Annotated in this window: 13 protein-coding genes; 5 read left to right on the forward strand and 8 right to left on the reverse strand. The window is 55.9% G+C overall.

Annotated elements, in window-relative coordinates:
* Nucleotides 1–339, reverse strand: a complete 339-nt coding sequence (gene clpS / locus C8N30_RS05865; RefSeq protein WP_025063573.1) for an ATP-dependent Clp protease adapter ClpS — start codon at nucleotides 337–339, stop codon at nucleotides 1–3.
* An 89-nt stretch (nucleotides 340–428) separates the two neighbouring features.
* Here clpS and C8N30_RS05870 point away from each other — a divergent pair, with 89 nt between their 5' ends.
* The 3 genes from C8N30_RS05870 to C8N30_RS05880 all read left to right on the forward strand — a co-directional run bounded on the left by C8N30_RS05870 (nucleotide 429) and on the right by C8N30_RS05880 (nucleotide 3,235).
* A complete protein-coding gene (locus tag C8N30_RS05870; protein ID WP_025063574.1) occupies nucleotides 429–1,151 on the forward strand; it encodes an HAD family hydrolase in 723 nt (240 codons plus the stop codon).
* Nucleotides 1,138–1,461 (forward strand): hypothetical protein, encoded by a 324-nt coding sequence (locus tag C8N30_RS05875; RefSeq protein WP_025063575.1) that lies wholly within the window; start codon nucleotides 1,138–1,140, stop codon nucleotides 1,459–1,461. The genes C8N30_RS05870 and C8N30_RS05875 overlap by 14 nt, the downstream gene beginning before the upstream one ends.
* Before the next feature lie 238 nt (nucleotides 1,462–1,699).
* Nucleotides 1,700–3,235, forward strand: coding sequence for a D-alanyl-D-alanine carboxypeptidase family protein (locus C8N30_RS05880; RefSeq protein WP_025063576.1), 1,536 nt, complete (start codon nucleotides 1,700–1,702; stop codon nucleotides 3,233–3,235).
* A gap of 123 nt (nucleotides 3,236–3,358) precedes the next feature.
* Here the strand turns inward: C8N30_RS05880 and C8N30_RS05885 are convergent, their stop codons facing one another.
* From C8N30_RS05885 to C8N30_RS05905, 5 genes are all read right to left on the reverse strand, one after another.
* Entirely contained in the window at nucleotides 3,359–4,939 is a 1,581-nt protein-coding gene (locus C8N30_RS05885; protein WP_025063577.1) for an ABC transporter ATP-binding protein, read from the reverse strand.
* Entirely contained in the window at nucleotides 4,939–6,051 is a 1,113-nt protein-coding gene (locus C8N30_RS05890) for an ABC transporter permease (protein WP_025063578.1), read from the reverse strand. Before C8N30_RS05890 ends, C8N30_RS05885 begins: the two co-directional genes overlap by 1 nt.
* Nucleotides 6,051–7,196 (reverse strand): microcin C ABC transporter permease YejB, encoded by a 1,146-nt coding sequence (locus C8N30_RS05895; RefSeq protein WP_025063579.1) that lies wholly within the window; start codon nucleotides 7,194–7,196, stop codon nucleotides 6,051–6,053. Before C8N30_RS05895 ends, C8N30_RS05890 begins: the two co-directional genes overlap by 1 nt.
* A gap of 3 nt (nucleotides 7,197–7,199) precedes the next feature.
* Nucleotides 7,200–9,143: an extracellular solute-binding protein gene (locus C8N30_RS05900; protein ID WP_025063580.1), complete on the reverse strand. Its 1,944-nt coding sequence runs from the start codon at nucleotides 9,141–9,143 to the stop codon at nucleotides 7,200–7,202.
* A gap of 168 nt (nucleotides 9,144–9,311) precedes the next feature.
* Nucleotides 9,312–9,812 carry a c-type cytochrome gene (locus C8N30_RS05905; protein WP_025063581.1) on the reverse strand — a complete coding sequence of 167 codons (501 nt, stop codon included), beginning with the start codon at nucleotides 9,810–9,812 and terminating at the stop codon, nucleotides 9,312–9,314.
* A 129-nt stretch (nucleotides 9,813–9,941) separates the two neighbouring features.
* On the opposite strand from C8N30_RS05905, the gene C8N30_RS05910 reads away from it, so the two are divergent.
* Entirely contained in the window at nucleotides 9,942–10,796 is an 855-nt protein-coding gene (locus C8N30_RS05910; protein WP_025063582.1) for a prephenate dehydratase, read from the forward strand.
* A gap of 12 nt (nucleotides 10,797–10,808) precedes the next feature.
* Here C8N30_RS05910 and C8N30_RS05915 read toward each other — a convergent pair whose 3' ends face one another.
* Both C8N30_RS05915 and nudC read right to left on the reverse strand, forming a co-directional pair.
* Nucleotides 10,809–11,273 carry an SRPBCC family protein gene (locus tag C8N30_RS05915; RefSeq protein ID WP_025063583.1) on the reverse strand — a complete coding sequence of 155 codons (465 nt, stop codon included), beginning with the start codon at nucleotides 11,271–11,273 and terminating at the stop codon, nucleotides 10,809–10,811.
* 107 nt (nucleotides 11,274–11,380) lie between these two features.
* Nucleotides 11,381–12,349 carry an NAD(+) diphosphatase gene (nudC, locus tag C8N30_RS05920; RefSeq protein ID WP_025063584.1) on the reverse strand — a complete coding sequence of 323 codons (969 nt, stop codon included), beginning with the start codon at nucleotides 12,347–12,349 and terminating at the stop codon, nucleotides 11,381–11,383.
* Nucleotides 12,350–12,472: 123 nt separating this feature from the next.
* Here nudC and C8N30_RS05925 point away from each other — a divergent pair, with 123 nt between their 5' ends.
* Nucleotides 12,473–14,317: a 5'-nucleotidase C-terminal domain-containing protein gene (locus tag C8N30_RS05925; RefSeq protein ID WP_025063585.1), complete on the forward strand. Its 1,845-nt coding sequence runs from the start codon at nucleotides 12,473–12,475 to the stop codon at nucleotides 14,315–14,317.
* Nucleotides 14,318–14,349 lie beyond the last annotated feature (32 nt).

Raw genomic sequence — 14,349 nt, forward strand, 5'->3', positions numbered from 1 at the left:
TTATTCTTCTTTTTCCATTGTGCATTGCAGCGGATGCTGGTGGCGGCGCGCAAAATCCATGACTTGCGCCACTTTCGTCTCCGCGATCTCGTGACTGAACACACCGACCACGGCCAGCCCCTTCTTGTGGACCGTCAGCATTATTTCGAAGGCCTGCGCATGATTGAGGCCAAAAAACCGTTCCAAAACATGCACTACGAATTCCATGGGCGTGAAGTCATCGTTCAGCAGCATCACCTTATACATCGGTGGCCGCTTGGTCTTTGGCTTCACTTTGGTCAGCAGTTCGGTGTCGTCGCCATCGTCACTGTCAGCCATTGTTATCGGATCTAGGTGCATTGCTGCTCCTGCGGTAGGGAAAGTTTCATCTGGGTTGTGTCCGCTCTATATAACGCGATGTACTCCTTAGAAAAGAGGTATGCAGGAATATGTCCAACACGCTCACGACGATTGGTTTCGATGCCGACGACACACTCTGGCACAACGAGCGGTTCTTTACGCTGACGCAGGACCATTTCGCCGCTTTGCTTGTCGATCATACAGACCGCGAGACGCTGATGGCGCGCCTGCTGGCGGCCGAGCGGCGCAACCTGCCGCATTACGGCTTTGGCATCAAAGGCTTCACCCTGTCGATGATCGAAACCGCAATCGAGGTGACCGACGGCCGCCTTCCCGCCTCTGTCATAACCGAATTGCTTGATGTAGGCCGCGATATGCTCAGCCATACCGTTGAACTATTACCCCATGCCGCCGATACTATCGAGCATTTGCGCCACTCCTATAATCTGGTCATGATTACAAAGGGTGATCTGCTGGATCAGGAACGCAAACTGGCCCAGTCGGGTCTACGGGATTTGTTTGACGGCATAGAAATTGTTTCAGCCAAAACGCCCGACACCTATACCCGCATATTCGAAATCCATGGCACCGGTGCCGATCAGGGCATGATGGTCGGCAATGCAATGGCATCAGACGTGGTCCCGATGATTGCGGCGGGGGGATGGGGCGTGCATGTGCCCCATGGCATCACATGGGCGATTGAACATGCGCCAACCCCGACCCAAGATAGGTTTCGTAAAATTATAGATCTGGCGGCTCTGCCCCCGCTCATCTGTGCCATAACTGAAGGAGAAAACCATGCCCCAAGCTGACCTGAGCTATTCTGCGAAGATCGCGCTGGACCCTGCGAAAATTTTACGGACAGTCGAGGAGGTAGTCAGCGCGCATGACGCAAAAGCGGGCGCGTGCAAAGGGCGTGCCCATCCGCTCGAGATTACCCACCATGATCACGTCCTGCTCCGCCTGCGGATGTTAAACAAACCTCATCGCGATGATGCCTTTATGACTGCCCTTGTGGCGGCGCTTCAGACAGCGCTGCGTGACATGGTTCCGGCGCCCAGCATTCTGGGTATCGAGATCGGATTTCTGGAACAGCACTATGCCTCCCTCACCATACCGTGAATCACCCGCTTGAATTGAGGCAAAGCGCGTCTAAAATCTGCCACATTCTTGACACATTGCAGGGTGTTGTGGTTGGGGCGCTAACAGCACCGATATGTGGCATGCTGCACTGCAGAAAATCGTTCGTAATGCGAGAATAAGAGGGTTATCATAGGCATTTTTCCGTGCTAGTTTTGCCTTAATTAATAATAAGGCCACCCGAAAAATCGGGGGCCAGAGGCAAATTAGGCAGGTTATCATGAAGGCAAGGCGCACGCAGCCGGCCCGTTTTGGGCTATTCATACTAGCGGCTATTTGGTTGCTGGTTCTCGTCCCGATGAGCGCGAAAGCAGCGCCATATGCGGCTTATGTGATCGACGCACGCAGCGGGGAGGTCCTGCATTCCAGTAATGCGGAAACACGCCTGCATCCTGCGTCGCTGACCAAAATGATGACGCTCTACATCGCATTTCAGGCGATCGAGAGAGGTGAATTATCGCTCGATACGCAGGTGAAAATATCCAACAACGCGGCGTCCGAGGAGCCGAGCAAGTTGGGCCTCAAGTCAGGCCAGACCATCGCGCTACGCTATCTGATCCGTGCGGCGGCGGTGAAATCTGCAAACGATGCTGCCACCGCAATCGGCGAAGCGATCTCCGGCTCCGAAGCGAATTTTGCGCGCAGAATGAACCGCACTGCCACCCAACTGGGCATGACGCGAACCTCCTTCAAGAACGCGCATGGCCTGACCGAAGAAGGCCATCTGTCGACAGCACGGGACATGACCGTTCTGGGGCGTCACCTGCTTTACGATTATCCGCAATATTACAACCTTTTCTCCCGGATCACCGCTGATGCGGGGATCCGGCAGGTGAGCCACACAAACCGGCGTTTTCTGAATGAATACAAGGGGGCGGACGGCATTAAAACCGGATACACCCGCGCCGCAGGGTTCAACCTGACCGCCTCAGCCGAGCGCGGAAACGAACGCATTATTGTGACCGTGTTCGGGGGGCAATCAACGGCTTCGCGCAACGCGAAAGTGGCGGAACTGATGGACCTCGGCTTCAAGCGCGCACCGTCCAGCGTCAAGACGAACAAGCCGAATGCGCCTGCCTACATTGCACAGGCAGACGTGGAGGAGCCGAGCCAAGGCGCATCGGCAACAGGTGGAAAAGGTAAAACAATCCGACTGATCCGCGCGGTCTCCAGCTCCTCGCGGCCTAAATTACGGCCCGGTCAGGATGCACCTGTATTAGTGGCTGCCGCAGGGACCCTGGACCCGATCAGCGATGTTTTGACCTCCGCGATCGAGGCGGCAGTGGCTCAGGCGATTGAGCCTACAGGAGCCACCCAGGTTGCGGCCCTCGCACAGGAAACGCCTTCCGCTGCGCAAGTTGTTCCCGGTGTCTCTGAGGGTGAGATCGTCCTCGCATCCGCGGACACCTCCGCCCGTCCGGCACTACGTCCGACTGGTCTGGTCGTCATCGGAGCCAAGCCAGCCCCCCCCGAGCAAACCGCAGAACAAGAGGTCGTTACCCGCGTATCAACCTCCGGCGGCCGTCACTGGGGCGTGAATGTGGGACGTTACCCAAGCCATTATGCAGCGGAGAAAATCCTCATCAAAACTGCACTCGCAGAGATGGCCACGCTTGATGGCACCCTTCGAAAGGTTGTGAGAAAGCCGCAGGGCTTTGATGCGAATTTCCTCGGAATGTCTCGCGAAACAGCCGATCTGGCTTGTCGCAGACTGAAAGCGCGTAATGTCAGCTGCTTCATGATCGGACCAAGCTGAACTTCCCAGCCCGCTCACAACTCATAAACTGTCCACCCTGCGCAATGTGCGCAGGCAGTTCGCAACGATATGCGGGACCTGATTGTTTGACGGACTACCGGACGCAATCGCCCGATCACCCGCTCAGGTTGCCGCCTGTAGCAGGGCACGCGTGTATTCCGTCTGAGGATTGTCATACAGCGCATTTACATCGCCATATTCTACCACATCGCCACGCTTCATAACCATCACGCGATGTGACATGGCGCGGACGACTTTCAAATCGTGGCTGATAAACAGGTAGGCCAGCCCGTATTTGACCTGCAGCTCGCGCAGCAGATCCACAATCTGAACCTGCACAGTCATATCAAGCGCACTGGTCGGTTCGTCCAGAACCAGCAGGCGCGGACGCAGGACCATGGCGCGGGCGATGGCAATACGCTGGCGCTGGCCGCCGGAGAACTCATGCGGGTAACGGTCCATCGTCGCGGGGTCGAGACCCACTTCGATCATGACATCATGTACCAGTTCACGCTTGTCACGGTCAGGGTCAACCTTGTGGATACTCAACCCTTCCGCGATGATCTGCATGCAGGTCATACGCGGACTAAGGCTGCCGAACGGGTCCTGAAATACGATCTGCATGTCTTTGCGGAGATAGCGCAGCTCCTTTGTCGACCATTTACGCACGTCATTGCCCATGAACGTAATCGCGCCTTCCGATGCGATAAGGCGCATAATGGCCAGCGCCAGCGTTGTCTTCCCCGAGCCGCTTTCGCCGACAATGCCGATCGTCTCCCCTGCCCGCACGCTCAGCGATGCATCATTGACCGCCCTTACGTGGCCAACGGTGCGGCGCAGCAGTCCCTGCTGAATCGGAAACCAGATTTTGAGGTTCTCGGTCCGAACAATCACTTCCGCATCTTCAGGCACAGGTGCAGGTGCACCGGTAGGTTCGGCAGCGAGCAACTTTTGTGTATAGGGGTGCTGCGGATTGTCAAAAATATCTTTTGTTGGGCCCTGCTCCACAATTTCGCCATGTTGCATCACACAGACACGGTCGGCGATGCGGCGCACCACCGTGAGGTCGTGGGTGATGAACAGCAGGCCCATGCCCTCGCTATCCTTAAGCTCTTTCAGCAAATCCAGAATTTGCGCCTGTATGGTGACATCCAGAGCGGTCGTAGGCTCGTCCGCGATCAGCACATCTGGCTTGTTCGCCAGCGCCATTGCGATCATTACGCGCTGGCGTTGCCCACCCGACAACTGGTGCGGATAAGAACCGAGGCGGCTCTCCGCATCGTGGATGCCCACCCTCAGAAGCAATTCGAGAATCCGTGATTTAAGTGCGGCACCCGTCAGCCCCTGATGCAACGTCAGGCTTTCAGCCAGTTGCTTATCAATTGTGTGAAGCGGGTTGAGCGACGTCATCGGCTCCTGAAAAATAAAGCTGATGTCGTTGCCCCGCACCTTACGCAAAAGGGCGTCACTGGCACCGATCATCTGCTGCCCGTCATAGGTCACGGAACCCTCGACATGGGCGGTGTCACCCAACAGGCTCACGGTGCTGAGCGCTGACACAGACTTGCCAGAGCCGCTCTCTCCCACAAGGGCCACAGTTTCGCCGCGCTCGACGTGAAAGGAAATTCCTTTGACCGCCGCTGTCAGCTTGCCATCCTGCCAGAAGGATACGCGCAGGTCTTTTACGTCCAGAAGAGGAGACATCAGTTGAACGTCTTTCTGGGATCAAACGCGTCGCGGATGCCCTCAAATATAAACACCAACAGCGACAGCATGATCGCAAAGGTAAAAAAGGCGGTAAAGGCAAGCCATGGCGCTTGGAGGTTTTGCTTTGCTTGCAACGTAAGCTCGCCCAGCGAAGGCGCCGAAGACGGTAGGCCGAAGCCCAGAAAATCCAGCACCGCCAGCGATGAAATTGTCCCCGTAATCAGGAACGGCAACATTGTAAGCGTCGCCACCATAGCATTCGGCAGCATGTGGCGGACCATGATCGTAACGTTGCCCACACCTAGCGCCCGCGCGGCGCGCACGTATTCAAGATTGCGCGCCCGCAGAAATTCCGCGCGCACTACCCCAACCAGCGATGTCCAACTGAAAAGCACGAGCAGAAACACCAACAGCCAGAAACTTCGTCCCAAAATGGCGAACATGATTATGATCACATAGAGTGATGGCGTAGAGGTCCAGACCTCAATAATACGTTGGAATATCAGATCCAGCCATCCGCCAAAGAAGCCCTGCACTGCGCCAGCGGCGATGCCGATGAGCGTGCTGAGCCCCGTCACCACAAGAGTGAATACGATACTCAGGCGAAACCCGTGAATAACCCGAGCGAGTACATCACGCTTGGTTCCGTCGGTGCCCAGCAGGTTCTCGCCATTGGGTGGCAACGGCGCAGCACCCGGACGGTCCACAGCTGTATCAAAGCTGTATGGGATCGGCGGCCAGATCGACCAACCCTGCTGGAACCCCTCGGTTGTGGTGTCAAAGGCTCCTGCATCAATCTGCTGAACTATCCCCTCAGGGTCGTCAAAGCACTCCTCAAGGCCACCACTTGCAATCAAACAGCGCACCTCAGGATCACGGTAGGCTGCCTCGGTTTGAAAATCCCCGCCAAATTCCGTCTCGGCGTAAAAGTTGAAGATCGGCATATAAATCTCGCCGCGGTAGTTCACGATGATCGGTTTGTCATTCGCCAGAAACTCGGCAAACAGGGACAAGGTGAAAACCACTGCAAAAATCCACATGGACCAGTAGGCGCGCCGGTTGCGCGTAAAATTACGCCACCGGCGCTGGTTGAGCGGAGAGAGCGCCATCAGCCTTCCCTCTTCTCGAAATCAATGCGTGGATCAACCAACACGTACATAAGGTCGGATATGATACCGACCACCAGTCCGATCAGGCCAAAAATGAATAGCGTCCCGAAGACGATAGGGTAATCCCGCGCCACTGCAGCCTCAAAGCCCAAGCGGCCTAATCCATCGAGGGAAAATATCGTCTCGATAATGAGAGACGATCCGAAGAACACTCCGATGAAAACCGCCGGAAAACCGGCAATCACAATCAACATGGCATTGCGGAAAACATGACCGTAAAGCACCTTACTTTCTGACAGACCTTTGGCACGTGCGGTCATCACGTAATGCTTCTTGATCTCGTCAAGAAAGCTGTTTTTGGTAAGCAAAGTCAGCGTGGCAAAGGCCGAAATTGTCGAAGCCAACACTGGCAATGTAATGTGCCAGACGTAATCCTTCACCTTACCCCACGCGCTAAGCTGATCAAAATTATCAGAAGTCAGCCCACGCAAGGGGAAGAGCTCATAGCAGGTGGGATTGAAATTCGCACCCCCCGGCCATGCCTCCGCCAGCCCTGGAACCCGGAAGCAGTTGGCAGGCACGAACAGCACCAGCAGCAGAATCGCAAAAAGAAATCCAGGAATTGCATAGGCCGCAATAATCGCGCCAGAGGTCCATGTATCAAATTTTGATCCGTCACGAACCGCTTTTTTGATCCCTAGCGGAATCGATATAAGATAGGCAATCAGCGTCGACCAAAGCCCCAGCGTGATCGACACAGGCAGTTTTTCCTTGATCAGGTCGATGACCGAGATCGAACGAAAATAACTCTCCCCGAAATCGAACATCATATAGTTGCCGATCATCCGGAAAAACCGTTCGACTGGCGGCTTGTCAAAGCCGAATTCGCGCTCGAGCTCGGCAATGAATTCCGGCGGTAACCCCCGCGAGCCTACGTAGTTATCAGACCCACCCAGATCGACAGTACCCGCATCAGAGCCGGAGCTGGCAAACCCGCCAAACACATCACCACCGCCCTGAATGCGCGCAATCGCCTGCTCGACAGGACCGCCAGGCACGAACTGCACTAATGCGAAGTTGACCAGCATAATGCCGAATAATGTAACCGGGATCAGCAAAAGCCGTCTGAGGATATAGGCGCCCATGAATTACCTCAACGCGCCAGCACTGCGCAGTTTTTCCGCTTTCTCCGCGTCGTACCACCAGAAATCAAGATAGCCCAGTGCATAGGCAGGTTGATCTGCCGGATGTCCGTATTGATCGTAATAGGCCGTCCAGTGAACGCCGTTGTACCACGCAGGGATCATAATAAACTCATAGCGCAAAGCACGGTCCAGCGCGGTCATCGCGGCCTGTTCCTGTTCCCGCGTTTGTGCGGCCAAAGAGGCGTCAATGATGGCATCGACCATCGGACTTGCCAGTGCAGCAGGATTGAACAACCCCTCAGTCGCTGCCTCTGATCCATACCGCTGTGCTAGGCCTGTACCTGTGCCAAGGAAAGCGGCGTACTGATCATAAATCAGATCATAATCCATTTCCCGCTTCCGGGAGGTATACTGGGAACTGTCTACCTTTTCGAGCACCGCTTCGATGCCGAAATCCTGAAGATTGGAAATGAAATTTTCCACGACAGCCGACAAGGTGGCAGAGCCGGAGGAATCCAGCAAGAACGACAGGCGGAGAGGTTCATCCGCTTTATTACGCCGCTTTCCGTCAGTTCCCACAGCCCAGCCTGCCTCATCGAGGAGCTTGAAAGCGGCCCGCGCGTTGCGGCGATCCAGCAGACGATCAGCGGCAGAGATGTGCGGCATGCGCACGCCTTCGGTCAACACAGCTGGCGGCACCACATCACCAAGACTTTGCAGGAGTTCAAACTCGGCGCCGGTGGGAGCGTCCATCGCCATCAGGGGCGTACCCTGCGTAAAGGACGCCCGCTGTTTGAACAGGCCATATTGCAACGACTCGTTGGTCCATTCAAAGTTAAATGCGAGCGCGACAGCCTCCCGCACCCGTTTGTCCTGCAACACTTCCCGGCCAAGGTTGAACACGATGCCAGTTGGTGTAGGCGGCGAGCCGTCCGGAATTTCTTCTTTTACTACGAAGCCATCAGCGACCTTGGGAAAGTTGTATGCAGTTGCCCACTGCTTGGAGTTTCCTTCGTTACGGAAGGTATACTCGCCTGATTTAAATGCCTCGAACGCAGAGTTTTCGTCACCGAAATATTCGACACGGATGCGGTCGAAGTTGTTACGCCCTACGTTAAACGGCAGATCGTTACCCCAGTAGTCAGGGTTCCGCTGGTATACGATGCGGCGGTTCACATCCACAGTCTCGACCATGTACGCGCCCGAACCGGGTGAAATGTTCAACCGGCTTTCATCCAGCCGCGCACCTGATTCCTCGTACCACTTCTTCGACCAAGCAGGCACGCCGCCTACCTGCTCGATCAGGCTGCGACGCGAGATACCTTCGGTGAAGTAAAATTTGATCGTATGATCGTCGATCACCTCGACCTTGGGGATTTGCCGGCGCACATAATCAGCGTAGGATTTAAGTCCTTGCTCCAACAAAAGATTATGCGAAAATTCGATATCATAAGCAGTCACCGGATCGCCGTTGGAAAATTTGGCCTCGGGGCGCATGTGGAAGACCACCCAATCCTTGCTCTCGGGGTATTCAAGGCTCTCGCACAGCAGGCAGTAATATTCGGAATAAACATCAGCAGGCGCAGATTCGCCGCCGACACCCTCTCCGAGCAGGCTCTCGTACATGACTGTGCTCAACGCGCCGCCACGCCCCTTGCGGGAATAAGGGTTCATCGAATCAAACGTCCCCAACGTCGAAATGGAAATCTCCCCGCCCTTGGGCGCGTCAGGGTTCACGTAGCTAAAATGCGGATAATCCGCAGGATAGGTCAGATTGCCGTAAAACGAATAACCATGACTGGAGACCATAGTACTCTCGGTCTGTGTGCTCTCGCTTTGCGCACCTACCGCACCTCCCCAGACAGCAGTCCAAGCTGACACAGCCAATGCCGCCAACAATTTCGATGCCGGTCTTCGGCGATTCAGGACATTGGCGGTGAACGTCATGGGCAAGCTCCATCAAAAGAAATCAGGGGTCTATTCTGGTATGTAGGCTAATGGCCGTGAGCGCCAAGTTACAAGTTGCAAGTCTGTGATGTGACGAAAATCTGTTCTGAAATAACAAAAAGGTCGCCCGTAGGCGACCTTTTACAAATCGGGTCGTCAGATCGCAGATTAGTCGTCGAGACTGTCGAGATACGCAATCACGTCTACACGTTCCTGCGAAGAGTTCAGGCCGGCGAAACCCATCGACGTACCTGGCGCCCATGAACTTGGCTTTTCCAGGAAGGCATATAGGTTTTCCGGTGTCCAGACGTCAGCGGACTGCTCTAGTGCGCCGGAATACTGGAACCCTTCTGCCGCATCAATGTCGCGTCCAACAACGCCGTAAAGGTATGGACCGGTTGCATTGGCACCCTGCTCTACCTTGTGGCACGCTGTACACTTGCGGAATACTTTTGAGCCGTCATCCACAGAGGCGGACGCCAACAGCTCCTCAAACGGAACTTCTTCTACCGGTTCGGCAGGCTCGTCGCCCGCGACCTCGATCACATAGGACGCTTCACCGTGAAGGGAGGCGTGATACATTTCATCACCGGCCCATTTGCCAAGCAAAAGCACCAGCCATGCGCCCAGTACACCTGCGGCGATTTTTGTGAATGTCGTTGAATCCATGGGTCCGTCCATCACTTTGAATTGTTCATTTCTTTGGGGGGCTATCTATTGCTTTCCCTCCCCGCAAGCAAGGTGTAGTTACCGCGACCAATCGACCAGATAGCGATGTTTTGACAAAGGAACCGTGGGATGACCGCACAACAGCAGCCGCGCATCGCTTTTCAGGGGGCATTGGGGGCCTACAGCCATGAGGCCTGCCTGCAAGCCCGCCCCGACGGCATACCCGTGCCTTGCACCACATTTGAGGGTGTTCTGCGCGCGGTGCGCGAGGGGCGCGCCGACCTCGCGATGCTTCCGGTCGAGAATACAACATATGGCCGCGTGGCCGACATTCACCGCCTGCTCCCCGAGAGCGGGATGCATATCATCGAAGAAGCATTCGTACGTGTGCGCATTGCTCTGATGGGAAGACCCGGCGTCCCGCTGGATCAGATAAAACACGTGCGCGCCCATCTGGTGCTGCTGCCGCAGGCGCGCAGCTATCTCGAGGCACGCGGGATCACGTCCGAACCAGCCGCAGACAGTGCCGGTGCCGCCGAAGATCTCGCCGCGGGAGGCCCTACACATGAGGGGGTTCTGGCCAGCGCTGTCGCTGCCGAAATTCATGGCCTCGATGTGCTGGCCGACGGCATTGAGGACATGGCGCACAACACCACCCGCTTTCTGCTGATGGCGCCCGACATTGACCTATCGCGGCGCGGCGCCCGGATGATGACGACATTTGTCTTCGAGGTCCGCAACATCCCTGCTGCCCTATACAAGGCGATGGGAGGATTTGCGACCAACAGCATCAACATGACAAAGCTGGAAAGCTACATGGTAGGCGGATCGTTTACCGCGACGCGGTTTTACGCTGATATCGAGGGCCATCCCGATGACGCGCCAGTAAAACGCGCTCTTGAGGAGCTTGGGTATTTCACCAACATGCTGGACATTCTGGGCGTTTATCCCGCCCATCCAGGTCGCTGGGCCATCGAGGCATAACTCCCCATGCCTTCACCCACGCTGGTGACGCTCTTCCAGCGACTTGACGAACTCAGCCGTGCGCAGCTTGAATTTCTTGGTCAGTGATGTTTTCGCCAGCTTAAGCGATTGAACCAGCAACCGCGCGGAAAGGTTCAGCGGTTTGATGTCGAGCGACATCATGATCCTCGTACGGTTCTTGGACAGGGCAACCAGTTCGGTCGAGATCATCGTCACCAGACCCGTTGAACGGCATTCGAAAACCATCTCGTTGGGTTTGTCGAACGTGATCAACTCGATATCGACCTGCCGACGCTTGCCGCGCAGGTTGAATGCACCGCGCCAGCCCATGCCAACTCCGGGTTGGGATTTCGTGTCCGTGCGCTGGACATCTGCCCCGCGCCGCATCGCAGACCTCTCGAACGTCTCGAAATCGCATAACATTTCAAACACATCAGCAATCGGCGCTTCGATATCTTCCTTTGTCGAGAATTTCATTATTACCCCGTTGCTGTTTTTTTCTTGATTGCTGAAATGATGTTAAACTGAGCCCCACAAGGGTCAACTCCCTGTCTGACCAAAATGGTAACAAAAAGGATCAAACACTAGTCCAGCGTATCACTAAGCCAACGATCAATGAGAAAATGCGCTATTGCTCCCTTACGTGCGGGCATAATTTCGGGGTGGTGCCCTTGAGTTATGGTCATCATCTCTTCACGGGTGATCCAGCGCGCATCCTCGATCTCGACCGGATCGATTGTAATATCTTTGCTGGTCGCATGCCCCCAACAGCCAAACATCAATGACGCGGGGAAAGGCCATGGCTGGCTCGCCAGATATCCGACTTCACCCACGCGCACGCCCGCTTCTTCGAAAACCTCACGCCGCACCGCCGCCTCAAGGGTCTCGCCCGGCTCGACAAATCCTGCCAGCAGAGAGTACATCCCCTGCGGCCAACCAGGGGAGCGCCCGACCAGAACCGAGTTTCCGTGTGTGATGAGCATGATCACAACAGGATCCGTGCGGGGGAAATGCGAAGCGCCACATGAAACACATTTCCGCTGCCAGCCGCCATTGGTAGGCTCTGACGCTGCACCGCATTTTGCACAAAACCGGTGCGTATCATGCCAGCTAAATACAGCCTTACCTGCCGCCGCCAACTCCGCGTCACGCGGGCCAAACCATGTCATTACACGCCGCAACTCGGCAAAGACCATCCACTCGGGGAGACCGGGATGCCGCTGTTCGGTAGGATCCATAAAGCCGCCAAGGCTGCTCTCGTCCAGATCGGACGGCGTCCAAGCCGACAAATCCACGGCAAAAACCGGCACGCCATCTTCACGGCCTAACAAAACAGGCGCAACATCCGCATCGGCCAGCACGGCATGATCCAAAGCAAGCCTTATCAGGCCCGCGGGCCGCTCCGCCGAAATCAGCGGCTTGCCCCGCCAGAACACAATCGCCCGCGCAGCAGGATCAGCCGCAGCATCGCGCAACCCTTGCGGATCGGCGCGCAGCTCTCCTGCACGGTCAAGGCCCGAGCCACCAAACGTCACATGCTCTGCATTCTTCATCTTATGATCCTCTTCCCCGCACAGCCTGCAAGTGCTTGTGCAACACACGCTAGTCCCGCAAAATCGACAAAGGGTAAAGCATAATTCCGTTTACCAGCTCAACCTCTAATGGTAATTCGAGATATGAGCGCCGTGGTCGATCCAAACATACAAAACCCACCGCAGACCTGTGCGCAGATCAGGCTATTGGCGACGACGGATTTGCACGGTCATTTGCTCGCCTATGACTACATCAAGGACCAGCCGACACAAGGCGGGGGATTGGCGGGTTTATCTAGTCTGATCTCGGATGCACGATCCGAGGCAACAGCAGCAGGAATTCCTGTCGTCCTCGTCGACAATGGCGATACGTTTCAGGGCACCCCGCTGGCCAGCTATCTGGGAACGCAGGATGTCAGCGCAGATCACCCGATCGTAGCCGCACTCAACTTTCTTGCCTATAACGCGCTTGGCCTTGGAAATCACGATCTCGACCATGGATTACCCTACCTCAGGGCCGTGGCGGGCGCGCTTGACATGCCCATCATAAATTCCAACCTGCGCAATCTTGATATTTCCCCGTTGGAAAGCAGTCTGCTGCTACCCATCGACCTCGGCAGCGACGCCCCAGCCTCGCTCACCCTTGGAATTCTTTCGGTACTTCCCGTGCAAAGCGGGCCGTGGCAACGCCATCATTTGGGACCACAAACCACTCTCGAAGTTCCTGAAACCGCCATCCGGACGGCAGCAGCTGCGGTGCGCGCGGCAGGGGCCGATTTGGTTATTGTACTGGGCCACATGGGCGTAGGGCGGTCGGACGGCAGCAACAGTGATCTAATGGCGTCCCACGCGCTCGCCCGCACCGGCCAGATCGACGCTATGATCCTCGGCCATACGCACCGCCGGTTACCGTCAAACGATTATGCCATCCGCGATGGTGTCGATATCCGCATCAGCACAGTTGGCGATATTCCGACCCTGATGGCCGGACATGCAGGATCCGATCTGGGGGTGATGGATCTATCACTCGCCTATGATGCTGTAACAGGCTGGCGCGTCTGTGGGCACAAATGCACCTTGCGCCCCAACGGCCCAGACGTTCCATCCTGCCCCAACGTCACCGCCTTTGCCCAATCGGCGCATAGCACCGTGCGCCGCCATCTGTCCCAACAAGTTGCTAAAACGTCTATCGACATTCATAGCTATTTTTCCCTTGTCAGCCCCTCACCCACTCAACACATCATCGCACGCGCGCAGCAACTTCAGGTGAGTACCGCCTTGAAGGATACCGCTTTTGCACATCTCCCCGTACTCAGCAGTGCAGCCGCCCATGGCGCTGGCGGTCGCGACGGACCTGAAAATTATATTCACATTCCACGAGGCCCCGTTTTGCAGCGCCATATTGCCGGCCTCGACCCCTTCACCAACCAGACTGTGGGTGTGTTAATCACCGGCACCGATGTGCGCAATTGGCTCGAACACTCCGCGCTCCTTTTTGCACAGCAACACGCCGATACAACGCCGCACATGCTCATCAACGATGACGTTCCCGCATTTCATTTCGATACCATCTTCGGGCTCACTTACCGCATCAACCTGTCAGCCCCTGCGCAGCAGCGGATCTCACACCTCGAATATAACGGCAGGTCTGTAATCCCTGATGAGGAATTCATCCTTGCCACCAGCCAGTTTCGCGCGACAGGCGGCGGGGGTTATACCGCGACACCGCGCGCACGGATTGTCTGCCGTGTCGCGACCTCTCTTGATCAAAGCATTATCCAGATACTCAATACGCCGGACACAATACTATCCGAATACATTCCTTCGCTTTCTGCTGACTGCTGGCGATTCGCACCTTTGGGCGGAAGAGAGGCGACCATTCTGACGCACCCAGACGCACTGGGGTCTATTCAAGACATCGCCCACCTCAAACCAAAACGACTTGGCGACACTGCAGAGGGGTTTATCCTGCTTTCAATAACGCTCTAGCCTTGCAGACAGCTGCTTCTTTGCCTATATTA

Source organism: Sulfitobacter guttiformis (assembly GCF_003610455.1).
In the GTDB taxonomy this organism is placed as follows: domain Bacteria; phylum Pseudomonadota; class Alphaproteobacteria; order Rhodobacterales; family Rhodobacteraceae; genus Sulfitobacter; species Sulfitobacter guttiformis.